Annotated in this window: 25 protein-coding genes; 17 read left to right on the forward strand and 8 right to left on the reverse strand. The window is 56.0% G+C overall.

Annotated features, from left to right (window positions below; translation table 11 throughout):
* Positions 1–20 precede the first annotated feature (20 nt).
* The 6 genes from AUP42_RS14640 to AUP42_RS14665 all read left to right on the forward strand — a co-directional run bounded on the left by AUP42_RS14640 (position 21) and on the right by AUP42_RS14665 (position 5,883).
* Positions 21–1,496 carry a DegQ family serine endoprotease gene (locus AUP42_RS14640; protein WP_062952342.1) on the forward strand — a complete coding sequence of 492 codons (1,476 nt, stop codon included), beginning with the start codon at positions 21–23 and terminating at the stop codon, positions 1,494–1,496.
* 39 nt (positions 1,497–1,535) lie between these two features.
* Positions 1,536–2,846, forward strand: coding sequence for a replication-associated recombination protein A (locus AUP42_RS14645; RefSeq protein ID WP_062952343.1), 1,311 nt, complete (start codon positions 1,536–1,538; stop codon positions 2,844–2,846).
* Between the two features lie 119 nt (positions 2,847–2,965).
* Positions 2,966–3,571 (forward strand): FMN-dependent NADH-azoreductase, encoded by a 606-nt coding sequence (locus AUP42_RS14650; RefSeq protein ID WP_062952344.1) that lies wholly within the window; start codon positions 2,966–2,968, stop codon positions 3,569–3,571.
* A gap of 201 nt (positions 3,572–3,772) precedes the next feature.
* Positions 3,773–4,300, forward strand: a complete 528-nt coding sequence (locus AUP42_RS14655; protein ID WP_062952345.1) for a DUF1499 domain-containing protein — start codon at positions 3,773–3,775, stop codon at positions 4,298–4,300.
* Between the two features lie 102 nt (positions 4,301–4,402).
* Complete coding sequence (gene crcB / locus AUP42_RS14660; protein WP_062952346.1) at positions 4,403–4,795, forward strand: fluoride efflux transporter CrcB; 393 nt, start codon at positions 4,403–4,405, stop codon at positions 4,793–4,795.
* The gene (locus AUP42_RS14665) at positions 4,792–5,883 is read left to right on the forward strand and encodes an RluA family pseudouridine synthase (RefSeq protein ID WP_062952347.1); all 1,092 of its coding nucleotides are present in this window, start codon (positions 4,792–4,794) and stop codon (positions 5,881–5,883) included. Before crcB ends, AUP42_RS14665 begins: the two co-directional genes overlap by 4 nt.
* 91 nt (positions 5,884–5,974) lie before the next feature.
* Here the strand turns inward: AUP42_RS14665 and AUP42_RS14670 are convergent, their stop codons facing one another.
* Positions 5,975–6,247, reverse strand: a complete 273-nt coding sequence (locus AUP42_RS14670; RefSeq protein ID WP_062952348.1) for a hypothetical protein — start codon at positions 6,245–6,247, stop codon at positions 5,975–5,977.
* Between the two features lie 202 nt (positions 6,248–6,449).
* Here AUP42_RS14670 and AUP42_RS14675 point away from each other — a divergent pair, with 202 nt between their 5' ends.
* A complete protein-coding gene (locus AUP42_RS14675) occupies positions 6,450–7,148 on the forward strand; it encodes an HAD-IA family hydrolase (RefSeq protein WP_062952349.1) in 699 nt (232 codons plus the stop codon).
* Positions 7,138–7,623 (forward strand): SRPBCC domain-containing protein, encoded by a 486-nt coding sequence (locus AUP42_RS14680; RefSeq protein ID WP_062952350.1) that lies wholly within the window; start codon positions 7,138–7,140, stop codon positions 7,621–7,623. Before AUP42_RS14675 ends, AUP42_RS14680 begins: the two co-directional genes overlap by 11 nt.
* Positions 7,624–7,691: 68 nt before the next feature.
* On the opposite strand, the gene AUP42_RS14685 is transcribed toward AUP42_RS14680, so the two are convergent.
* The gene (locus AUP42_RS14685; protein WP_062952351.1) at positions 7,692–8,306 is read right to left on the reverse strand and encodes an HAD family hydrolase; all 615 of its coding nucleotides are present in this window, start codon (positions 8,304–8,306) and stop codon (positions 7,692–7,694) included.
* A gap of 280 nt (positions 8,307–8,586) precedes the next feature.
* Between AUP42_RS14685 and AUP42_RS14690 the strand changes: the two genes are divergently transcribed.
* Positions 8,587–9,411 (forward strand): dienelactone hydrolase family protein, encoded by an 825-nt coding sequence (locus AUP42_RS14690; RefSeq protein WP_062952352.1) that lies wholly within the window; start codon positions 8,587–8,589, stop codon positions 9,409–9,411.
* 76 nt (positions 9,412–9,487) lie between these two features.
* Here AUP42_RS14690 and AUP42_RS14695 read toward each other — a convergent pair whose 3' ends face one another.
* From AUP42_RS14695 to AUP42_RS14705, 3 genes are all read right to left on the reverse strand, one after another.
* Complete coding sequence (locus tag AUP42_RS14695) at positions 9,488–10,258, reverse strand: ABC transporter permease (RefSeq protein WP_062952353.1); 771 nt, start codon at positions 10,256–10,258, stop codon at positions 9,488–9,490.
* 16 nt (positions 10,259–10,274) lie between these two features.
* Positions 10,275–11,060: an ABC transporter ATP-binding protein gene (locus AUP42_RS14700; protein WP_062952354.1), complete on the reverse strand. Its 786-nt coding sequence runs from the start codon at positions 11,058–11,060 to the stop codon at positions 10,275–10,277.
* Between the two features lie 91 nt (positions 11,061–11,151).
* Entirely contained in the window at positions 11,152–12,174 is a 1,023-nt protein-coding gene (locus AUP42_RS14705) for an ABC transporter substrate-binding protein (protein ID WP_062952355.1), read from the reverse strand.
* A gap of 265 nt (positions 12,175–12,439) precedes the next feature.
* Between AUP42_RS14705 and AUP42_RS14710 the strand changes: the two genes are divergently transcribed.
* Positions 12,440–13,159 carry an ATP12 family chaperone protein gene (locus tag AUP42_RS14710; protein WP_231858302.1) on the forward strand — a complete coding sequence of 240 codons (720 nt, stop codon included), beginning with the start codon at positions 12,440–12,442 and terminating at the stop codon, positions 13,157–13,159.
* A gap of 16 nt (positions 13,160–13,175) precedes the next feature.
* Here AUP42_RS14710 and AUP42_RS14715 read toward each other — a convergent pair whose 3' ends face one another.
* Positions 13,176–14,153, reverse strand: a complete 978-nt coding sequence (locus AUP42_RS14715; RefSeq protein WP_062952357.1) for an ABC transporter transmembrane domain-containing protein — start codon at positions 14,151–14,153, stop codon at positions 13,176–13,178.
* Between the two features lie 307 nt (positions 14,154–14,460).
* Here AUP42_RS14715 and AUP42_RS14720 point away from each other — a divergent pair, with 307 nt between their 5' ends.
* From AUP42_RS14720 to AUP42_RS14750, 7 genes are all read left to right on the forward strand, one after another.
* Entirely contained in the window at positions 14,461–15,993 is a 1,533-nt protein-coding gene (locus tag AUP42_RS14720) for an acyl-CoA carboxylase subunit beta (RefSeq protein ID WP_062952358.1), read from the forward strand.
* 29 nt (positions 15,994–16,022) lie between these two features.
* A complete protein-coding gene (locus tag AUP42_RS14725) occupies positions 16,023–18,029 on the forward strand; it encodes an acetyl-CoA carboxylase biotin carboxylase subunit (protein ID WP_062952359.1) in 2,007 nt (668 codons plus the stop codon).
* 241 nt (positions 18,030–18,270) lie between these two features.
* Positions 18,271–19,020, forward strand: coding sequence for an HAD family hydrolase (locus AUP42_RS14730; protein ID WP_062952360.1), 750 nt, complete (start codon positions 18,271–18,273; stop codon positions 19,018–19,020).
* Positions 19,021–19,036: 16 nt separating this feature from the next.
* On the forward strand, positions 19,037–19,396 hold the full coding sequence (locus AUP42_RS14735; RefSeq protein WP_062952521.1) for a DUF1244 domain-containing protein: 360 nt from the start codon (positions 19,037–19,039) through the stop codon (positions 19,394–19,396).
* 37 nt (positions 19,397–19,433) lie between these two features.
* Complete coding sequence (locus AUP42_RS14740) at positions 19,434–19,748, forward strand: acylphosphatase (RefSeq protein ID WP_062952361.1); 315 nt, start codon at positions 19,434–19,436, stop codon at positions 19,746–19,748.
* Positions 19,749–19,940: 192 nt separating this feature from the next.
* Entirely contained in the window at positions 19,941–20,795 is an 855-nt protein-coding gene (locus tag AUP42_RS14745) for a 5'-nucleotidase, lipoprotein e(P4) family (RefSeq protein WP_062952362.1), read from the forward strand.
* A gap of 121 nt (positions 20,796–20,916) precedes the next feature.
* A complete protein-coding gene (locus AUP42_RS14750) occupies positions 20,917–21,831 on the forward strand; it encodes a DMT family transporter (RefSeq protein ID WP_062952363.1) in 915 nt (304 codons plus the stop codon).
* 16 nt (positions 21,832–21,847) lie between these two features.
* Here the strand turns inward: AUP42_RS14750 and AUP42_RS14755 are convergent, their stop codons facing one another.
* Together AUP42_RS14755 and AUP42_RS14760 are read right to left on the reverse strand one after the other, a co-directional pair.
* The gene (locus AUP42_RS14755) at positions 21,848–22,597 is read right to left on the reverse strand and encodes a DUF4336 domain-containing protein (RefSeq protein ID WP_062952364.1); all 750 of its coding nucleotides are present in this window, start codon (positions 22,595–22,597) and stop codon (positions 21,848–21,850) included.
* A gap of 37 nt (positions 22,598–22,634) precedes the next feature.
* The gene (locus AUP42_RS14760; RefSeq protein ID WP_062952365.1) at positions 22,635–24,050 is read right to left on the reverse strand and encodes an FAD-binding oxidoreductase; all 1,416 of its coding nucleotides are present in this window, start codon (positions 24,048–24,050) and stop codon (positions 22,635–22,637) included.
* Positions 24,051–24,069 lie beyond the last annotated feature (19 nt).

Below are 24,069 nucleotides of genomic sequence, written 5' to 3' on the forward strand. Positions count from 1 at the left end.
TTTGTTCTATCAAGGGATAGATGCGCTGGCTTTATGAAGAAAAGAGAGAGTTCGACGTGCAGGCACGATTGATTGCGACCGTCATGACCGGGATCATGATTGTATCGGGGGCCATGTTTGGCCAGATTGGGTTGGCATCGGCACAGGATCGGCGCCTGCCCGAAAGCCAGACCGAAATAAAGATGTCCCTGTCGCCGCTGGTGAAGCAAACCGCCCCGGCCGTGGTCAATATCTATACCAAAAAGGTCGTCACCACCCAGCAACGCAGCCCGTTTTTCAACGATCCGTTCTTCCGCCAGTTCTTTGGCGACCGTTTTGGCGGGGCATTTGGCGCACCGCGCCAACGGGTTGAACGCTCGCTTGGTTCCGGGGTGATTGTCTCGTCGGATGGCACAATCGTGACCAACCACCACGTGATCGAAGGGGCCAGCGAAATTCGCGTCGTTCTGCATGACAATCGCGAATTCGATGCCGAACTGGTTGGTTCGGACGAACGCACCGACCTTGCCGTTCTGCGCCTGCGCGATGTGAAGGATGAATTGCCGGCGATTACCCTTGGCGACTCCGACGCGGTCGAAGTCGGTGATCTGGTCCTTGCCATCGGCAACCCGTTCGGGGTCGGGCAGACCGTCACCAGCGGCATTGTTTCCGCATTGGCACGTGCCGGTGTCACGGGGCAGGATTACCAATCCTTTATCCAGACCGATGCCGCGATCAACCCGGGGAATTCCGGCGGGGCGCTTGTCGATATCGATGGCAAGCTGATCGGGGTAAACTCGGCGATCTTTACCAAATCGGGCGGATCGAACGGCATTGGTTTTGCCGTTCCGGTCAATATGGTCAAGGTGGTGATGCGCGGCCTGATCAGTGGCGATTTGCGTCGCCCGTGGCTGGGAGCAGCCGGGCAGTCGGTGACCGCCGATCTGGCATCGTCGCTTGATCTGGATCGCCCGCACGGTGTTCTGATCAACGAAGTACGCCAGGGCAGCCCGGCCAATCGGGGCGGGCTGCTGCCCGGTGACGTCGTGATTGCGGTGAATGGTCTGCCGGTCGATAACCCGAACGAGCTTAAATTCCGTATCGCGACGCTGGAACTTGATCACGATGCGGAACTTTCCGTGCTGCGCAAGGGGCAGGAAGTGATGCTCCGGATGCCGCTTGAAGTCGCCCCGGAACTGCCGGCGCGCGATGAAACCGAGGTCGAGGGTCGCAATCCGTTCAGTGGATCAAAAATCGCCAATGTGAACCCCGCACTTGCCGATGAAATTGGCATCGATACGCTAAGCAACGGTGTGGTCGTCCTTGCTGTAAAACGCGACAGCCTTGCGCGGCGGGCGCGCATCCAGCCCGGCGATTATATCGTCGAGGTCAATGGGGTGCCGATTGACACGGTGGCCCGCCTGACGGAAGTTGTGAAGGCTGGCGAACGCGCCCGTGAATGGTCGATTGCGGTCAAACGCGATGGCAAGGTTCTGACCGCTGAATTCACGCTGTAACCGGCCGCCGCAACGCTTACCAAGGATCAAAGGCCCTACATGGTATCACTGTTTGAAAGTCAGGCATCCCGGCCCTTGGCCGACAGGCTGCGTCCGGCAAAGCTGGATGAAGTCGTCGGGCAGGGGCACCTGTTTGGGGATGACGGGCCGATCACGCGGATGATCAATACCGGGCGGGTGCCATCGGTGATTCTTTGGGGGCCGCCCGGTTGTGGCAAGACAACACTGGCCCGCCTGATGGCCAATGTTGCCGATATGGCGTTTGAACCGCTTTCGGCGATCTTTTCCGGGGTTGCCGACCTGCGCAAGGTGTTTGACCGGGCACGCGGGCGGCGGGCAACCGGGGCGTCGACCCTGTTATTCATCGACGAAATCCACCGTTTCAACAAGGCCCAGCAGGACAGCTTCCTGCCATTCGTTGAAGACGGCACCATTACCCTGATCGGGGCGACAACCGAAAACCCGTCGTTCGAACTGAACGCGGCATTGCTGTCACGCTGTCAGGTGCTGGTGCTTAAACGGTTGGATGATCAGGGGCTTGAAGAGCTTCTGGTGCGGGCGGAAAAGGAAATGGGGTTCGAGTTGCCCCTGTCGCCCGAGGCACGGGTCACGCTGCGTGCCATGGCCGATGGTGACGGGCGCTATTTGCTGAACCTTGCCGAAGAACTGTTTCTGTTGCCGCCCAGCGACGATGGCCCGCTTGGCGTTGCCGAACTGTCGCGCACGGTGCAAAAGCGCATGCCGCTTTATGACAAGGGCGATGACAGTCATTACAACCTGATCAGTGCCCTGCATAAATCGGTGCGCGGGTCGGACCCGGATGCGGCCCTGTACTGGTTTAACCGCATGCTAGCCGGGGGCGAGGACCCGAAATTTGTCGCACGCCGCATCACCCGCATGGCGGTCGAGGATATCGGACTTGCCGATCCGCAGGCGCAGCAGATTTGCGTGGGTGCGTGGGAGGCGTACGAACGCCTCGGAAGCCCGGAAGGTGAACTGGCGCTGGCACAGGCGGTGATCTATCTGGCGCTGGCGCCCAAATCGAATGCCGGTTATGCCGCCTATAAACGGTCATTGAAGGTCGCGCGCGATACCGGGTCGTTGATGCCGCCGGCCCATATCCTAAATGCCCCGACCAAGCTGATGAAGGATATCGGATATGGCACCGGCTATGCCTATGACCATGATCAGGAAGACGGTTTTTCCGGGCAGAATTATTTTCCCGATGGCATGCGCCGCCAGAATTTTTATGAACCGGTCGAACGCGGTTTTGAACGTGATTTGAAAAAACGGGTCGAATATTTCGACAAATTGCGCCGGGAACGTCAAAAGCAGCGCGGTGAAGACTAACCGGCAGGTGTGTTGTTCTCTTTTGGTCAACAATCTGGTGAAAAGACATCAGATAATCATCGTCATGGAAACTGTTAAAGTCAGGGCAACAGAAACAAACCCGGACTTGGAGAATTCACATGACTTCGATCCTGCATATCAATGCCTCGGTTAACGGCGAAAATTCCAATTCGCGCCAGATCGCATCCAAGCTGATCGAACGCATTGTTGCCGCAACCCCGGCTGCCAACGTTGTTGAACGTGACCTGAACGATAAATCGATCCCGGCCCTGACCGGCGAGATTGTCGGCGCGTTCTATACCCCGGCTGAAAACCGTTCCGGCGCACAGAAAGACGTGATCGCCGTTTCCGACAAACTGGTTGCCGAACTTCAGGCATCCGACGTCGTTGTCATCGGTGCGCCGATGTACAATTTCTCGGTTCCGTCGACCCTTAAGGCATGGGTTGACCTGATCGCCCGCGTCGGCGTGACTTTCAACTATACCGAAAACGGCCCGAAAGGCCTGCTTGAAGGCAAGAAAGCCTATATCGTTGTTGCCACCGGCGGCGTTCCGGTCAACAGCCCGGCGGACTTCGCGACCCCGTATCTGAAACAGGTTCTTGGTTTTGTCGGTATTTCCGATGTTGATGTTATCGATGCATCCGGTTTTGCCGTAAATGCCGAGGAAGCCATGGAACGCGCGATTGCCAATGTTGCTGCCGCACCGCTTCCGAAGGCGGCATAACGCACTGCCTGTTGCCCGCGGAAATCGATAGTCGCACCCATTCCCCCCCCGATGTGGCTTGCTGGTTTCCAGATTATGCCCGAACGAGTATCTCGTTCGGGCATTTTTGCATTTGTTAACTTGACGAATTACAACAATTAACCGGTATTTAGGGAGTCCTGCGGTAGAGCAGGTCTCACAAAATGGGAACGGGGAATTTTTGTGAAACGCTTGGCGATTGTACTTGCATGGCTTCTGTTTGTTGGCGGGCTGACTTTTGCGGTGATCCGTTTTAGCGGATTGCTCGACAGTATGCTGGTCGCAGGAGAACCGGCGGATATCAGCCTGGGCCCGGATATCGAGCTGCCAAAGTCGCCGACCTATTTCCTGATCTGTCCGCTTGAAGCATGTCCATCGACGCATCGGAATGCCCAAAGCCCGGCATTTGACGCCGCACCCGATACCGTTGCAACCGCCTTGCAGGCAACGGCGGGCGAGCTGGGCATGAAACTGGTTGAAGGCGATGGCCTGTCGCTTGAATTGCGTTTCCTTGCCCGGACACCAATATTCCGTTTTCCCGACTGGGTTGATGTTAAAGTCATCCCCAGCGAACAGGGGGGCAGCCGTGTCTTTGCCTATTCCCGGTCGGTTTATGGCAATGACGATTTCGGCCAGAATGAAAAACGTCTGAAATCATGGATGGCGGCAACCGTTGCCCTGATCGGTCAGCAGGCCGTGCCGCAAAACTGAGTGTTCCCTTTGGAGCCGGGGCGGCCTGGCGTATTGTTATGCGACCCGCCTATGATGTTTTCACACGTGACTTTTCAAAACCGAAAGACTAGGTTCCGCGCCATGCAATTTTCACCGTTGTTTATCGCATCCATCGCATTGGGCGGAGCTATCGGGGCGGTTGCCCGATATGGTGTTTCGGCCTTTATGGGGGCGATGCTTGGTCACGGTTTTCCCTGGGGGACGTTGACGGTCAATATCGTCGGGTCTTTTGTCATGGGGCTTCTGATCGAGCTTTCGGCGGTCAAGCTATCGCTCAGTCCTGAAATGCGGGCCTTTCTTGTGACGGGCTTTTTGGGGGCGTTTACAACGTTTTCTACTTTTTCGCTCGATGTCGCGACCTTATATGAACGCGGCAACCTTGGCCTTTCGGGGCTTTATGTTGCGGTTTCGGTCTGCGTTGGCATCGCAGCATTGTTCGGCGCGATCGCGCTGGTAAGGGGAGTTCTGCAATGAGTGGTGTCACTCTGCGCAAGGTTAAGAATGATGAAGCCGAAATGCGGCTTGATCGCTGGTTCAAGCGGAACTGCCCGGAATTTACCTTTGGGCAGGTTCAGAAGCTGCTGCGTGGCGGCCAGATCCGTGTGGATGGCAAACGTGCCAAGGCCAATCAGCGGCTTGAGCCCGGACAGGAAGTGCGTGTTCCACCCGCACCGGTCATGTCGGGTGGCGGACTGGGGCCGTGGGCCGAAGGCAATTACGATGCGGCCAACGCGGCACAGCATGTGAAATCAGGCCCGTCCAAGTCGGATGCGACCGAGGAAGAACTTCAGGCGCTGCGCGATTCCGTCATTTTCTATGACGAGGTGGTTCTTGCGATCAACAAGCCCGCGGGGCTTGCGGTGCAGGGCGGGACCAATACCGACCTGCATGTCGATGGCATGCTGGATGCGCTGAAACTTGATAGCAAGGAACGCCCGAAGCTTGTTCACCGTCTTGACAAGGACACCAGCGGGGTTTTGCTGCTGGCACGTTCGGCATCGGCGGCCAATGCCCTGACCAAGGCGTTCAAGGACAAAACCACGCGCAAACTGTATTGGGCGATTGTTACCGGCGCACCCGATGAACGCGAAGGCCTGATTGATGCGCCGCTTGCCAAACATGGCGGCAAGGGTGGCGAAAAGATGATGATCGACGAGAAAGAGGGCAAATCGGCCCAGACGATCTATCGTCAGCTTGCCCGTGCGGGGCGTCGGGCAGCGTGGCTTGCCCTGTCGCCACTGACCGGTCGTACCCACCAGCTTCGCGCCCATTGCCAGGCAATGGAATGCCCGATCTTGGGCGATGGTAAATATGGCGGGGCCAAAGCATTCATGGATGGTCTGTCAAACCAGATGCATCTGCATGCGCGTGCGATTGATTTTCCCCATCCGGTGACCGGCCATCGGGTCGTGATCGAGGCGCCGGTGCCCGAACATTTCAGCGCAACCATCAAGGCGCTGAATTTCGATCCGAAAACGCCGACCAAATTCCTGACCCCGGAAATCCACCGGGAAAAGGAAGTAAAGCCAAAGCCGAAGCCGTCGAGAACACGCAAAAGATAGGTGTTCGAAAAAGCTTTCCGAAACGCGAAAAGCCGACGCACTGCGTCGGCTTTTTCGTCCCTGTCAACGGCGTTGATGACAAATGGTTTGGTTACGGGCGCGCGACCATTTTACCGAAACGGTTAACAAACGCATCGTGAACCCGGCGTAAATGCTGGGCGTGAACCGTGTTTCCCGTGCGTTCGCAGATTTCGGCCTGGCTTTTGATCATGACCGCGATCCGTTTGCGGCCACGTGGTGTGTGCACCATGCTTTCGCCTTCCTCAAGGGCGGTGAGAAGGGGGATGTGTTCACACTCGGCAATCGCGAGAATTTCTTCTTCGCGCAGATCGCTGAAATCGATGCAGTCCCGAAGCGTGAGCATATTTGCCTCCGCAGTTCGCGTGCCAACCCTGTTATCGTATCCCTACCTTGGGGTGTTCGAAAGCGGGATGAAATTCACCAGTGGTTTCCATTGCTTGCCGCATAGCAAAAAATGCATCTGCGTTGCATCGGCTAGAGACTCGATATTTGGCGAAGTTTGGAATAATCTCCGGCCCGATATAAACAGAACTGGATGACTTTTGATGGCGAACGATCCGCTCAGGCTTGTGGTATTTGATTGTGACGGCACGCTGGTTGATAGCCAGCATGCGATTGCGCATTGCATGGATCATGCCTTTGCCGCACATGACCTTGATTGCCCCGGCCTTGAAAAGACACGTACCATCATCGGTCTGAGCCTGCCCGAAGCGATCCGCAAGCTTGCCACACCGGGCATGCTTGATGACGCGATTATCGAAGGCGTTACCGCGGCCTATAAGGCGGCATTCCTTGAATTGCGCCAGACCCCGGATTTTTACGAGCCGCTTTTCCCCGGCGTGCGCGAAATGCTGGCCGAACTTGACACACGCAACTGGCTTTTGGGCGTTGCGACGGGCAAGGCGCGCCGCGGGCTTGATGCGGTTCTGGCGCGCAACGCGCTTGAAAGACGGTTTGTTACCCTTCAGACCTGCGACAATCATCCATCCAAGCCCCATCCATCGATGTTGCATGCGGCGATGGATGAAACCGGTGTCGATGCGCCCAATGCGGTGATCATTGGTGATACGGCCTATGACATTGAAATGGGGCGGGCTGCCGGAATGCTGGCCATTGGCGTCAGTTGGGGCTATCACGATGTTGAAACGCTCAACAAGTCCGGGGCACATGCCGTGATTGATCATTTTGATCAGTTGCCCGGGCTGCTGGAAACCATGTGGGGAACTGGCCGCGATGCTGCCTGAAGCCGATCACAAAGACGACGATCTGAAACCGATCCGGGTCGAAATTACCGTCCCGGTCGAGCCCGAATATGCGTTCGAGGCGTTCACCAACGGCTTTGGCAACTGGTGGCCGACCGACAGCCATTCACTGGCGCGCGAAAACTGCAAATCGGTCGAGATGAATCCCGGGCTTGGTGGCAGGATCGTTGAACATGCCAAGGGTCGCGACCCTGTGGTCTGGGGGACTGTCGATATCTGGCAGGCGGGCGAGCATATTGCCTTTACCTGGCATCCCGGCTGGGAAGAAGGGGCCTATACCCGCATCAGCGTCACGTTCGAGCAGAATGCCTTTGGCCGTTGCGTGATCCGGCTCAAACACTGGGACTGGAAAAATCTGGGTGAAATCGCCCCGATGGTCCGCGACGGGTATGAAAGCGGCTGGAAATATGTTTTCGAACAGTGCTTTGCCAATTACCTGACAGCCAAGCGCCACTGATCGGCTGACCATCGCACAAAAAAGGGCGCCCGGTGTGGCGCCCTTTGTCATTCTGGTTCGGTCCGCGATTACAGAAGACCATATTCCATCAGGTCACGGCGCAGGCGGATCGGGTCACGGAACCAGTGGGTGGCAAAGCCCATTTCGCGCGCCTGCTGAATGTTCTTTTCGCTGTCATCGATAAACAGGGTTTCGCGCGGATCAAGTTTGAAACGTGCTGCCGTCAGATCGAAAATCTGTGGATCGGGCTTGGCCAGTTTTTCCTGACCTGATACCAGAATGCCTTCGAAATGGCTTAGGAAACCGAACCGTTCAATCGCATGCGGCCAGGTATCCGCCGACCAGTTGGTCAGGGCAAACAAACGCACATTGCCGCGCGATTTCAGTTCTTCCAGGATGTGAACGGTGCGGTCAATCGAGCCTTTCATCATTTCCGGCCAGCGTTCCATCCATGCCGCGATCTGATCGCTATATTCCGGATAGCGATGCTGAAGATCGGGGATTGATTTGGCAAAGCGAAGCGCACCCTTGTCATGCAGGAAATTCCAGTGCGGATGACAGATTTCGGTCAGGAAGCGTTCCATTTCGGCCGGGTCGGTGAAAATCTTGCGATACAGATGCCGGGGGTCCCAATCGACCAGAACGCCGCCCAGATCAAAAAGAACCGTTTCGATAGTACGCATGATTTCCTCGGGATGAATTGCAGCACGATTGCAGTCGGCTTGTTAAAGCAGGCAAGCGGGGCCGGGGCAAGGGGGCATTTTGATGACAATTGCCGCCATGATCATACAAGGGGTTGATCCGTAACGGATTTGGGCGCGTACTCTTTGCGATGACAGGGATTTATGACGCGCGTGTGATTTGCAAATTCTTCGCATCTTGCGAAATGATGACGCGAAGAGCATCATGCAAAATACAACCTGAAAAAACGCCTGATCGTAACAAGACAGAGGAGGCTTGAATATGTGCACGCTTGACGGATGTGGCGTAAACGACCATCTCGGCCCGCCGCCGAAGGCCACGGATGAAGATCGCCGTCTGTTCCTTAAAGGCGCGGTTGCCTTGCCACTCGCAGTCGTTCTGGCCGACCCGATTTTGGCCCATGCCGCGGGATCGATGTTGGAGCCGGTGACGATCACGACCCCTGGCGGGGAAAAAATGACCGCCGAAATCGCCATGCCAGCAACCCTTCCGGCTCCGACCGTCATTCTGATCCATGAATGGTGGGGGCTTAATGATCAGATCCGTGCGGTTGCCGCCGAATATGCCAAGCAGGGCTATATCGCGCTTGCGGTTGATCTGTATGGCAAACCGGCTGCGACCACGCCGGACGGGGCCAAGGCCCTGATGTCGGCGGTTGATCCGGCGATTGCCACCGAAAAATTGCAGGAATCCGTCAAATTCCTGAAAAATCACAAGGATTCAACCGGCAAGGTCGGAACGGTTGGCTGGTGCTTTGGCGGGGGCTGGTCGCTCAATACCGGGCTTGCCGCCGATGTCGATGCGGTTGTGGTCTATTACGGCAATGTCAAAAAGACCGCCGAACAGGTCTCGACGCTAAGCGCGCCATTGATGGGGCATTTCGGCACGCTTGATAAAAGCATCAACAAGCCGATGGTCGAAGGGTTTGAGGAATCCCTCAAGGAAGCCGGAAAAACCGATTATCAGATTTTCTGGTACGAGGCCGATCATGCCTTTGCCAATCCGACCGGCGGGCGTTACGACGCCGAGGACGCGATGCTGGCGTGGGAACGCACGATGGGCTTCTTTGATACCCATCTGTCCTAGGCGTCAATACAATCGTCTGCATATAAAAAAGGCCGGGGTTTTCCCGGCCTTTTGCGTATCTAAGCGGAGCCAGCTATTAATTCGCAGGATTGCCGCGATTGGCCCATTTGGTCGACCGGCGTTCGATGATGTTAAACAGCTCGTACATCGCAATCCCCATCACCGCGATCACCAGCAACCCGGCAAATACCAGCGGCATGTTGAATTTCGACGATGCCGACAGCATCAGGTAACCGACGCCAAGGTTCGATGCGACGGTTTCCGAAATCACCGAACCGACAAAGGCCAGCGTGATCGCGACCTTGAGCGATGCAAAGAAATAGGGCATTGCACGCGGGAAGCCGACCTTGACCAGAATATCGCGTCGCGTCGCGCCAAGGGATCGCAACACATCGCGCAATTCGGGTTCAAGGGTCGCCAGCCCGGTCGCCACATTGACCACAATCGGGAAGAACGAAATCAGGAATGCGGTAATGATCGCCGGAACCGTGCCGATGCCAAACCACATCACAAGGACCGGGACCAGGGCGACCTTCGGGACCGAGTTAAACCCGACCAGAAGCGGATTGGCCGCGTCGTAAACCGCCTTGCTCGACCCCACCAGCGCCCCCAGAATGACGCCAAACACAACCGCAATGGCAAAGCCCGCAAGCGTTGTATAAAGCGTCTGAAGCGCGTGCATCCAGATGGCGGCCCGAAATTCCCAGCCGACCATGATGCTTTCGGACGGTGTTGGCAGGACATAGACCGGGATATTGAAAATCCGCACGATCAGTTCCCACAAAACAAAAAGCCCGATTGCGCTGAGCCACGGTGTTGCTTTCGCGAAGTCTTTTTTCTTGGTCATGATGCAAAGCCTTCCGTTATGCCGCGCGCACGTCACGGATGTGACTGCGCAATTCGTAGACCAGATCGGTGAAAGGCTGCGTGAATGTCGTTTCCTGATCCCGCGGGCGGGGCAGGGTGTTTTCCCGCTGCACCAGAATCATGCCGGGGCGCTTTGACATCACATAGATCGTATCGGCCAGATAGGCCGCTTCGCGCAGATCATGCGTCACAAGGATGACGGTAAAGGGCCGCACCATCCAAAGATTTTGCAGGATGTCCCAAAGCTCTTCGCGGGTGAAGGCATCAAGCGCGCCGAACGGCTCGTCCAGCATCAGAAGATCGGGTTCATGGATCAGCGACCGGCAAAGCGATGCGCGTTGCTGCATCCCGCCCGACAATTCCCACGGATATTTGTCTTCATGCCCGGCAAGCCCGACACTGGCCAGAAGCTTTCGCGCGCGGTCTTCGTATTCGGCACGGTGCTTGCGCAGGCGGTTGCGATGCGGTTTGACGATTTCCATCGGCAGCAGCACGTTATCAAGGGTCGTGCGCCATGGCAGAAGGGTCGGGTTCTGGAATGCCATGCCAACGATTTTAAGCGGCCCGGAAACCTCCTTGTTATCGACGATAACCGTGCCTTCGCTGGGTGGCATCAGTCCCGATACCAGTTTCAGCAGCGATGACTTGCCACATCCCGAAGGACCGACAACGGCGATAAATTCGCCCTTGTTGATCTTCATGTTTGTTGTTTCCAATGCCAGATCGTCACCTTCGCTGTAACGAAGCCGGACATTGTTAAGTTCGACAAAGCTGTTCGACACGGCAGTCAGTCCCCCTGCGTATCATTATTTGTGATTTCTTATGGATCGGGGCCGGTTCGCCCGGCCCCGTTTGCGTTGTCTGACGTGCCGATTATTTCAGCATGCGGTCTTTTTCGCCGGGCATGAAGATGTCGGTGAAGATGTCCGCAACGGTTGGCTTGTTTTCAATGCCAAATGCCAGGCTGACCTGATCAATCGCCTTGTTCATGCGATCGGTCTTGATCAGGCCCATGCCTTCTTTAAGCGTCACCTCGGTCACAACGTTTTCGTCAATCGTCATCTGAAGGCGCTGCAATTCAAGGGCCGGGTCAATCAGCGGATCGGTTTCCTTAAGTGCTGCAATGGCTTCTTCGGGGTTGGCAATCGCATCACGCCATCCCTTGACGACCGCACGCAGGAACGCACGCAGTTCTTCCGGATGGTTTTCCATCATGTCGGGCGATGCGATCATCGCGTTGCCATAGAAATCCATGCCGTAATCGAAATACTTGAAAACGGTCAGGTCGTCCTTGGAAATACCCTGCGCCTGAAGGTTCAGGATCGATGTGAAATAGTGGCCGGTGATCGCATCAACGTCACCACGCACCAGCATCGGTTCGCGCAGCGGCGGGTCCATGCTTTCCCATTTGACATCGTCAAGTTTAAGCCCGGTTGCCTGTGCAAAGGCCGGGAACAGCTTGCGCGATGCATCAAATACCGGCGCGCCAAGCGTTTTGCCAATCAGGTCCTCGGGCTTGGTGATGCCGCTTTTCTTCAGCATGAAAAGCGAGAAGGGCGGGCGGTCATAGACCATGAAGATCGACTTCATCGCACGGTCGGGGTTCGATGCATTGAATTCCAGCATCGAGTTGATATCGGCAAATCCGACATCATAGGCGCCGCTGGCAACGCGCGTGATAGAACCGACCGATCCGTTGCCCGAATCAATCGTGACATCAAGGCCTTCATCGTCGAAATAGCCCTTTTTCTTGGCCAGCACATAGGGTGCTGCCGGGCCTTCGAATTTCCAGTCGAGTGTGAATTTGATCGCCATCTGCGCCATCGCGGATTGCGCACCAAGTGCAACGGCAATGCCGACGGTCGCGCCAAGTAGCCGCGCTTTAAGTCTCACCATTAATGAAGCCTCCTGTTTCGGGTCTTTTTGACGACCCATTGACCGAATGATACCCCTGATCGCACAGCAATGCCTGTGCCAAATCCCTTTTTTGTCGGTTTTCCTGATATGAAGGGACTGTTACGGGCAGAGTACGGTTGTTTAATAAATGGTCAATGGGGTAAATTGACCAAAAATTATACAGAAATTCTTGATAATCGCCTTTGAAGATAGCGGTCCCATCAAATCGCTTGCACATGGAAACGGATTTGGGCATATCGCCATCATGCTTACAAAATCGATCAACCGTTTTTATAAAAAAGCCGAAGCCGTGCGCGACGAAGATGCGCAGGGCTGGCGTATTCATCTGGACGGAAGGCCTGTAAAATCGCCGTCCAAGGCCGAATTCGTATTGCCCGCCGAACGGCTGGCGCATGAAATTGCGGCTGAATGGGATGCGCAGGGCGAAAAGGTTCTGCCGACCACGATGCCGATCATGCAACTGGCCGCAACCGCGATTGACCGGGTGCGCCCGCACCGGTTTGCGGTGATTGCGGAGCTGACCGGGTTTGGCCGGTCTGACCTGTTATGCTATCGCGCATCTTTCCCCGATGATCTTGTGCGCCAGCAGGCCGAAGCATGGCAGCCGTTACTTGACTGGGCGCATCATGAACTGGGTATTTCGCTGAAAGTGACCGAAGGCGTCATGCCGATCACGCAGGAAGACGAGGCCCTTCTGCGCATTCAGGACGAGATCGAGGCGCTTGATGATTACCATCTGACAGCGCTTCACACCCTGACGACGGTTTCGGGATCGGTCATCATCGGTCTGGCAACCCTGCGGCGCCGGATCAGTGCCGAACAGGCGTTTGAAGTTTCCCAGCTTGATGAAAACTATTCCATCGAACATTGGGGGGCGGACGCCGAAGCCGTCGCGCGCCGCGAACGCCATCGGGCCGAATTGCTGGCCGCGGGGCGGTATCTTGATCTGATCGGGCAGCGATAAACATTCGTTGCCCTGATCAATTCATCCATTTCGCGATCATTCTGTGCTGTACGGCTGCCTGTGCCGCCATCCGGTAATAGGACAGCAATTCGCGCATTGGTGATGACATCCGGTCAAAGCCGGAAATGAAGGCGACAATAATCCCGACCGATGTTTCGCCCTTGATCGCAAGATAACCACCGACGACCAGCACGCAAAGCGGGGCAAGGGCATTCAGCAGATTGATCAGGGTTTTCATCCCGAACTTGAGGATGAAAAACCACATGCGGTTGTTATAAAGGTAACTGATGCCGCGATGGATCGGGTCCAGAAGTTCCTTGTGATCGTCATCTTCGCCGGGGTGGAGTTCGCTTAGCTCGTCGCTGACTTCGCGCATTTTTTCCACGCGCTTTTCAATCAGCCGGTTGATCTGTTTTTGAATGACCGGCACCAGTGCGATTTGCGGGATCAGGGCAAGAATGCCGATCAGACCAATGATCGGCTCGACACTGACCATATAGCCGATCCCGAAAATCAGCATCCCGGCATTGACGACCGGCTGAGAAAGGCCATCGCCCACAAACCCGCCGAGTTTTTCGATTTCTGATCCGATGATCGATACCGCCCGCCCGTTTTCGCCTTCGCCATTGCCAGTGCGGTCTTCGGCGTAAAGGCGGCTGAGATGGCGGCGGTTATGACGGATCGCACTTTCACTCAGCCAGCCTTCGTAAATCCGAAGCGTGAATTTGGCCGCCGACTGCACCAGCACCACCGCCAGATAGATCGCCGCCAGTACGGTCAGAAGCGACATGTCCTGTTTGCTGATCGCATCGTCGACAAGCCTGCGTTGCAGTTCCAGCGGCACAATGCCAAGAACGGCAACCGATATGGCAATCAGGCAGACAACGATCTGGTGTCGGCCACTCATCAGCCAGATATAACGCCATAAGGATTGCGCAGGGCGATCATCGCCGGTGGATTTCGGCTCGTGCGGGCGGATGCGAAACAGCTTCATGAAAGGACCGTTCTGGTGGATATCATAAGGCCTTAACGCGCCAGAACCCGTTTGGTGCCCGCACCGTTCGAAATGCCGGTATTTCCCGACCGGCTTCTAGACTTTAGTCCAGCCCGCCCACACATATCGCAATGACGTTAGGGAAATCAGGCCTTTGCGGGCCATTTTGTTCCTGTACCAGACTGTGAAAAATAATTGGCATTCCAGTACCGAATAATGCTATTTCAATTCATCATTCAGATTGCATCACCGGCATGACCATCGTCATGAATGCATTCCGGGCGGCCCAAAATAAGGATCACGCAATATGCAGGATATTATCGCCAAGCTCGAAGCCAAACGCGCAGAGGCGGCCATGGGCGGCGGCCAGCGCCGCATCGACAATCAGCATGCCAAGGGCAAACTGACCGCGCGCGAACGGCTTGATGTGCTTCTTGACGAAGGCTCGTTCGAGGAATGGGACATGTTTGTCGAACATGATTGCGTTGATTTCGGCATGACCGAAAACCGCATTCCGGGCGATGGTGTGGTCACCGGGCATGGCACGATCAATGGCCGTCTTGTGTTTGTCTTTTCACAGGATTTCACCGTGTTCGGTGGTGCGCTTTCGGGCGCGCATGCGCGCAAGATCTGCAAGATCATGGACCAGGCGATGAAGGTCGGCGCACCGGTGATCGGGCTTAACGATTCCGGCGGTGCGCGTATTCAGGAAGGTGTCGAAAGCCTTGCCGGTTATGCCGATGTGTTCCAGCGCAATGTCGAGGCATCCGGTGTTATCCCGCAGATTTCCCTGATCATGGGGCCGTGTGCGGGCGGGGCGGTCTATAGCCCGGCCATGACCGACTTCATTTTCATGGTCAAGGACAGTTCATATATGTTCGTGACCGGCCCGGACGTGGTCAAGACCGTGACGCACGAGGAAGTCACCCACGAGGAACTTGGCGGGGCGATGACCCATACCAGCATTTCCGGTGTGGCCGATCTGGCGTTTGAAAACGATGTTGATCTGCTCTTGCAGACCCGTCGTTTCATGGATTTCCTGCCGCTATCCAATAAGGAAAAGCCGCCCGCACGCCTGTGCGAAGACCCGATCATGCGTGATGATTTCTCGCTTGATACGCTGGTTCCTGAAAATCCCAACATGCCCTATGACATGAAGGAACTGATCACAAAGGTCGTGGATGAAGGCGACTTTTATGAAATTCAGCCCGATCATGCCAAAAACATCATTATCGGTATGGCGCGCATGGATGGCCGCACGGTTGGTATCGTTGCCAATCAGCCGATGGTTCTGGCCGGTTGCCTTGATATTGCATCCTCGAAAAAGGCCGCGCGGTTTGTACGGTTCTGTGATGCCTATAACATCCCGATTGTCACCTTTGTTGATGTACCGGGCTTCATGCCGGGAACCGCACAGGAATATGGCGGCATCATCAAACACGGTGCCAAACTGCTTTATGCCTATGCCGAGGCGACGGTGCCAAAGGTCACCGTCATCACCCGCAAGGCTTATGGCGGGGCTTATGACGTGATGGCGTCCAAACATCTGCGCGGTGATGTCAACTATGCCTGGCCGACCGCCGAGATTGCGGTGATGGGGCCAAAGGGCGCGGTGGAAATCATTTTCCGGGCCGATATGAACGACCCGGCCAAGATCGAGGCCCGCACCGAAGAATACCGTGAAAAATTTGCCAACCCGTTTGTCGCGGGGCGCAAGGGCTTCATTGATGATGTCATCATGCCGCATGGCACGCGCCGCCGCGTGTGCAAGTCGCTTGCGATGCTGCGCAACAAGGACATCAAGAACCCGGCCCGCAAACACGGCAACATTCCGCTTTAACCCGCGACGTCAAATTGGGAGCAAACAATATGTTCAAGAAAATCCTGATTGCCAACCGCGGTGAAATTGCCTGCCGCGTGATCAAATCAGCCCGGAAAATGGGCATTGCCACGGTCGCGGTTTATTCCGATGCCGATAAAAATGCCCTGCATGTGCAGATGGCCGACGAAGCCGTGCATATCGGCCCGGCACCCTCCAACCAGTCCTATCTGGTGATTGATAAAATCATTGATGCCTGCAAATCCACGGGGGCCGAGGCTGTCCATCCCGGCTATGGGTTCCTTTCGGAAAATCAGGCATTTGCCAAGGCGCTTGATGCCGCCAAAATCGCCTTCATCGGCCCGCCGGTCGGCGCGATTGCCGCGATGGGCGATAAGATCACATCGAAAAAAATCGCTGCGGAAGCCGGAGTTTCCACCGTTCCGGGCTATATGGGCGTGATCAAGGACACCGACGAAGCGATCAAAATTGCCAATGATGTCGGCTATCCGGTGATGTTGAAGGCATCGGCTGGTGGTGGTGGCAAGGGCATGCGCATTGCGCGCAACGATGCCGAATGCCGCGAGGGGTTCGAGCGCGCCACGTCAGAAGCGGCAAGCTCGTTTGGTGATGATCGCGTCTTTATCGAGAAATTCGTCGAAGAACCGCGCCATATTGAAATTCAGGTGCTTTGCGATAAACATGGTCATGGCATTTACCTTGGCGAACGTGAATGTTCGATTCAGCGCCGTCATCAAAAGGTCGTCGAAGAAGCGCCGTCACCCTTTATCGACCCCGAAACCCGCAAGGCGATGGGTGAACAGGCCGTGGCACTGGCGCATGCGGTGAATTACTGCTCTGCCGGGACGGTGGAATTCATCGTTGATAAGGACAAGAACTTCTACTTCCTTGAAATGAACACAAGGCTTCAGGTCGAACATCCGGTGACCGAGCTGGTGACCGGCGAGGATCTTGTGGAATGGATGATCAAAATCGCCAATGACGAAAAGCTGACGCTCGCGCAGGATGACGTCAAGCTGACCGGCTGGGCGATGGAAACCCGCATCTATGCCGAAGATCCGTTCCGTGAATTCCTGCCGTCCACCGGGCGGTTGGTGCGGTATCAGCCACCGGCTGAAAACGCATCCGTGCGTGTCGATACCGGCGTGTTCGAAGGCGGCGAAATTTCGATGTATTACGACCCGATGGTCGCCAAGCTCGTGACTTACGGCGAAACCCGTGATGATGCGATTGCGGAAATGCGCGCCGCCCTTGATGCCTATTACATTCGTGGTATTTCGCACAATATCCCGTTTGTTGCCGCCGTGATGGCCAATAAACGGTTCCAGTCAGGCAATATCACCACCAATTTTATCGCCGAAGAATATCCCAACGGCTTTTCTGCCGATGATCTGCCCAATGATGACCCGGCGATGCTGGTGGTTGTTGCCGGATACCTCAATCAGCGGGTGGCGGAACGCAATGCGCGGGTGACCGGGCAGGTCAGTGATCATCCGTTGACCATCGCCGAAAGCTGGGTCGCGGTATCGGGCGATGATCACACCGCGTTTGATATCGAAATTGACGGTGTTAACAATGACTACATCGTCGCCATCGGGGATCGCAGTTATGGCGTTTCATCGGACTGGAAAATCGGGGATGCGCTGTTTGTCGGCGAAATTGACGGTGCGCCGGTCTGCGTGCAGATTGATGTCGAGGGTGTCGGCTATCGCCTGTCGGCCAACGGCATCCAGCGCAGCTTCAAGGTGATGCTGCCCCGCGTGGCCGAATTGCAAAAACTGATGCCGTTCAAGGCGCCGCCGGACATGTCAAACTTCCTGCTGTCCCCGATGCCGGGGCTGCTGGTCAAGGTGTCGGTTACCGAGGGCCAGACCGTCCAGCCGGGCGAGGAGCTTTGCATCCTTGAGGCCATGAAAATGGAAAACGTGCTGAAGGCCGAAAGCAAAGGCGTGGTCAAAAAAATCCATGCCGAGCAGGGCGCGAACCTTTCGGTGGATGCGATCATCATTGAGTTCGAAAAAGACGAGGCAGCCTAGGCCGGATTGTCATCTGATCGGCCATTGACTGAAACGTGATCGGCGTCGGGGGAACATTCCCCCGGCGCTTTTTGTTTCATACCTGTTCGATCGGACGGGTTTGCAACCCCTTTCGAACAGTTGCAACGCATATTAAATACAGAAAACGGGGCTTTACGGCGATTTCCGGCTGACCTATGGTCGCGGATTGAGGCCCGATGCTTTGACATGGCCATCCAATAACAAGAAACGAGGGCTTGGAATGACCTATAAACTGATTGCCTTTGATGGCGACGATACGCTTTGGCATAACGAACCGCTGTTTCGTGACGCCCATATCCGCCTGAGTGAAATGCTTTCGCATTATGGCGATGCCGATACGGTCAATGATCGGCTCTATCAGGCGGAACTGGCCAATCTTTCGATCTATGGATATGGCATCACTGGCTTTACCCTGTCGATGATCGAAACCGCGATCGAGCTTTCCGACAAGAAAATAAGTGCGGCCGAAATTCATGAACTGGCCGAAATCGGCAAATCGATGCTGCGTGCGCCGACCCGCCTTATTGAAGGGGCCGAGGATGTTTTGCGCCATTATGCCGCCCATCCGGATCGCAAGGTCGTTCTGATCACCAAGGGTGATTTGATCGCCCAGCAGCTTAAAATCGAGCGTTCCGGCCTTGAAAGCCTGTTTGCCGGGGTCGAGATCGTGTCGGAAAAGGACCCGCTGACCTATCGCAATATCTTTGGCCGCTATGGTGTGGAGCCATCCGAGGCGGTGATGATCGGCAACTCGTTAAAGTCCGACATCCTGCCCGTCCTTGCGTGCGGCGGGTCTGCGATCCACATTCCCTATGAAATCACATGGGTTCACGAAATGGTCGATCAGACGGAAATCGATAATGATTATTTCGTCACGGTCGAAAGCATCGCCGAGGTGCCCGAAAGCATCGAAAAACTTGAAGAGGACCTGCCTGCCTATGGCACGGTCGGGAGTATGGAAAATGTCTGATTGCGCCGGTTCGGAAATGTCGACCGAAGCATCCCTTGCCAATGGCCCTGCGGCAAATCTTGATCCGCAGACCAAGCTGGAACTTGAAGCCGCAGCCTTTCGCGGACTTGTGCAGCATCTTCAGGACCGCAAGGATGTGCAGAATATCGATCTGATGAACCTTGCGGGTTTCTGCCGAAACTGCCTTGCCAAATGGTATCTGGCCGCGGCACGTGAACGCAGCGTTCCGATGGATTATGATGGTGCACGCGAAGTCGTTTACGGCATGACCTATGATGAATGGAAAGACAATCATCAGGCCCCGGCAAGCGCCGAACAGAAACAGAAGTTTCAGGACACCGCCCATCTGCACGCCAATATCCCCGGCGCGAAATAAAAGTCGCGAAATAAACATCACACCAAAGGATGTTGTCATGACCACCACCGAACCCGACCCGCAAACCGGCACCGGAAACATTTCCGTGCATGCCCGGATTGAAGGCCGGGTGCAGGGCGTGTGGTATCGCGCCTGGACGGTCGAGGAAGCGCGCAAACGTGATCTGACCGGCTGGGTGCGCAACCGCGCGGATGGCACGGTCGAAGCCCTGTTTTGTGGCCCGGTGGCCGGGGTGCAATCCATGATCGCGGCCTGTCATGACGGCCCGACGCATGCCAATGTCACCCGCGTGCATGAAGAACCCGGCCTTGAAGACGGGTTCACTACTTTTGAAAAACGCCCGACTGTCTGACCACTGGCCGCCGGATTGGCGCCTTTATCCAATCGCGTTCAAAGCCTTTTTCCGCCCCGATGCAGAAAAAGGCTTTTTCTTTGGTGCGGTGCGGTGGCATGCTCTTGCAATCCTGTCCGGCTGGTCAGTCCGCTATTTTGCGTATCGGGTGTGTGCAGGCCGGATCGGGAACCAAACAGGGAGAATACAAAGATGAAATTGACGACGAAATCATTTGGCGTTGCCGTTCTTCTGGCGGGGTCGGCCTTTGGCGCGTTTGGCGCACAGGCACAGGAACCGGCACAGAATGACGGTCTGAACGCGTCGCTTTGGTATCAGACCTCGGTCGAATACAAAACCACGGCCCTTTCGGTTTATGCCGGTGCGCAGCGTCTTCTCGATGCCGCGATTGGCGATCATGACTGGACCGCGGCCCTTGAACAGGATGGCAATTATTCGGCCAAGCCGCCGGCGATCATCCTTGATGTTGATGAAACCGTGCTCGATAACTCGGCCTATCAGTCATGGGTTGTGACGGCCAATACATCTTACAGCTCCAAAACCTGGGCGGCATTTGTCGAAGATGCGATTTCAACCCCGACGCCGGGCGCGCTGGAACTGACCAAGGCCGCGGCTGACAAGGGCGTTGAAGTCTTCTATGTCACCAACCGCAAGGCTGCCGAAGAAGCCGCGACCATCAAAAACCTGCAGGAATACGGTTTCCCTTACGCCGATGCGGACCATGTGATGGTGCGCGGTGAAAAGGAAGAATGGGGTTCCGCCAAGGCCACCCGTCGTGCGGCCGTTGCGGCTGATTTCCGTGTCATCATGATGTTTGGCGATAACTTCGGTGATTTCACCGACGATATTGACGGCTCCATCGACGAACGCCTTGAAGTCATGGACAAATACGCGACCTATTGGGGTGAACGCTGGTTCATGCTGCCGAACCCGACCTATGGGTCATGGGAATCCGCGGCATTCGGCAATGACTGGAAAAAATCCCCGGAAGCCCGCCGTCAGGACAAGCTCGACGCGCTCAATAGCTGGTCCGGCCCGAAAGAATAATCTTTGGTACATCGTGATATGAAAAGGGGTACGTCATGATTGGCGTGCTCCTTTTTTTGACCGCACGGGATCAATGTGCTTGTGTTGGCTTTCACCAAGTCATGCATCCGAAAGGGGAGTGATGAACCGCACTGATGCCCCAAATGCGAAGGCCGATAATATTCCGCTTGCGGTTGGGACGATTATCCTCACGGTTCTGGCGCTGTCGCTCGGTGATGCGCTGATCAAACAATCCAGCACGTCATTCGTGATCTGGCAGATTTTTGTCATTCGCTCATTGATCGCGATACCGTTTCTGGTTGTTTATCTGGCGATCCGATCCCCGGCATCCCTGCGCCTGAGCGGTGCAGTTAAATGGATGGCGTTGCGAAGCTTCATGCTGGTTGCAATGTGGATCAGCTATTATCTGGCCTTGCCCCATCTGACCTTGTCGGTCGCGGCGGCGACCTATTATACCCTGCCGATCTTCATCACGCTGTTTTCGGCTGTCCTTATTGGAAACCCGATAAGTCGTATGGGATGGACGGCAGTTTTCATGGGATTTCTTGGCGTCTTGCTGATCCTGCGGCCGACGGCGGACAATTTCAATTTATACGCCCTGCTGCCGTTGCTTTCGGCGATGCTCTATGCACTGGCGATGATCCTTACCCGTACCAAATGCCGGGCCGAACATCCGATCATGCTTTCGCTGGCATTGAATTGTGCCTTTGTGATTGTCGGCGGGATTGCTGCGGCTGTTATCAGCACGCTGTCTGACGAGATGCGCCATGGTTTTCTGCTTGCCCGCTGGGCGGTCATGACGCCTTCTGACTGGGGCATGATGGCGATGCTTGCGGCTTCGATCCTGATTGGCAGTGTCGGGGCGGCCATTGCGTATCAGAATGGCCCATCCCAGATGATCGGGACGTTTGACTTTGCCTATGTCGGCTTTTCGGTGATCTGGGGAATTGTCTTCTTTGCCGAAAGCCCGGATGCACTATCGGTTCTTGGCATTGCGATGATTGTCGGGGCAGGGGTGATATCGCTTCGGGAATGACCGCAATGCGGCTGCTTTATCGCATCGCCCAACGAAAGGCGCGTTTGATCTCCGCTGTGCCGTTGTGATCATACCAGCGGCCATGCGCCATAATCACCCGTTCCGGTGCCCAGTCGATCATCTGATTTACCGCCTTGCGAAGACTTTCCCTGTGTCCGGCAAAGGTCATGCGCATATCGCGCGGTGCGCAGCCATCCGGGTCCATCGAGCCAAACATCCGCACCAGCCAGCGCCAGACCGGGCTTTTGATCTTGTGGGCTTCGAAATTTTCAATCAGGTCGGTCAGGATCAGGGTGTTTGATTTCGGGTGGTAAAATACCGCCTCGGACAAATAACCGCCGCGCACCATCACCTGTTCAATCTCGCCCGCCCATTCGTGTTCAACGCTGTCGGCAAGTTCGGCATCAAACGATACCGTCATGCCGACCGATTTTGCCCGTCTGACCACACCGGGCGCACAGAAACTTTGCGCCGCCGGATAGGCCGCCTGCCATTCCGGCACCCCGGCATAATGGATGGTGTTGGGCGCAATCAGACAGGCAACTTCGCCCAGTGCATCAACACTGGCCTTAAGCTCCGCCGTCAAACGGATCGGTGAATGGACAAACAGCTTTCCCGATGCCAGCCGGATGATCGTCATCCGGGTCGGAAACGGCAGTTTCATGCCCAGATACTGAAACCCGATGACCGGGCCATCCACGATCCAGATATCGTCCCCGACGGCCTTGGGAACGTTTAGCGGATCATAGGTATCAATCGAAAACATCGCGGACCTTTTTGGGATGGGGTCGCTGGGTTCGGGGTTATTTCACGATCTTGCCGGGGTTGAGCATTCCATCTGGATCAATCGCGGCTTTGATCGCGCGCAAAAGTTTCATCTTTTCCGGGCTGGCATAACGGGCCAATTCATCAAGCTTCAGCTTGCCAATGCCATGTTCGGCACTGATCGATCCGCCAAGATCGGCAACAATGTCATGGATCAGGCGGTTTAACGTTTCCCAGCAATCGAGAAACGCCTGCTTTTCCATCTCGACCGGCTGGGTGAAGTTGAAATGGATATTGCCATCGCCGACATGGCCAAACGGGCAGGGGCGAATGCCCGGAATGAAATCACCGGCTGCGGCCATGCCGCGTGTCAGCAATTCCGGCACCCTGGAAACCGGAACCGAAACATCATGCTTGATGCTGCCGCCTTCAAACCCTTGCGCCTCCGGGATGCCTTCGCGGATTGCCCAAAGATTGGCGCGCTGGGCCTCGGACTGTGCCAATGTCGCATCGCTGGCAAGGCCTGCCTCAAGGGCGCTTTCGAGAAGGTCGCTTAGAACCTCGTTCAAATCATCCTTGGGCCGTGACGAGGTCAGTTCGATCATCACATACCAGTCCGAAGGGGCGGCAAGTGGGGCGGATAGCCCCGGCAGATGGGCGACGGCCATATCATGGGCAAAGCCGCACAACAGCTCGAACGCGGCAATCGCATCACCGCTTTCACGCCGCGCAAGCGCCAGAAGATCAAGGGCGGCATCGGGGCTGGGGACGGCAACCCACGCGGTCGCGACATGGCGCGGCTTGGGAAACAGTTTCAGCGTTGCCTTGGTGATAATGCCAAGGGTGCCTTCGGAGCCGATAAACAGATCGCGCAGATCATAGCCGGTATTGTCCTTGCGCAGGGATGACAGGCCGTTCCACACGCTGCCATCGGGCAGGACGACTTCAAGCCCCAGAACCAGATCACGCGCATTGCCATAACGGATGACGTTCAATCCGCCCGCATTGGTCGCGAGGTTGCCGCCAATCTGGCAGGAGCCCTCCGACCCAAGGCTTAGGGGGAAAAGAAGGTCACGGTCGCCTGCCGCATCCTGCACGGTTTGCAGGATCGCACCGGCCTCAACCGTTGCGGTGAAATCGCGGGCATCGATTTCGATGATCCGGTTCATCCATTTCAGGTTCAGGATCACCTCGGCCGCATTTGCAACCGCCCCGCCGCATCGCCCGGTATTGCCGCCCTGGGGCACAATCGCAATGCCATGTGTTGCACAGATCGCGACACATTTGGCGACTTCGTCGGTATTGGCCGGATAAAGCACCATGTCGGCATCGCCAGCAAATTTGCCGCGGGCCTCGGCATTGTGCGTGGCCAGAATATCGGCCTCCATGCTCCAGCCTTTCGGGCCAAGGGCATCCTGAAGTTCCTTGATCGCGCTGGCGGGCAGGATGTGCATGGGGCTGTTTTCCGCTCGG

This window comes from Thalassospira lucentensis (assembly GCF_001613805.1).
Classification (GTDB): Bacteria; Pseudomonadota; Alphaproteobacteria; order Rhodospirillales; family Thalassospiraceae; genus Thalassospira; species Thalassospira lucentensis_A.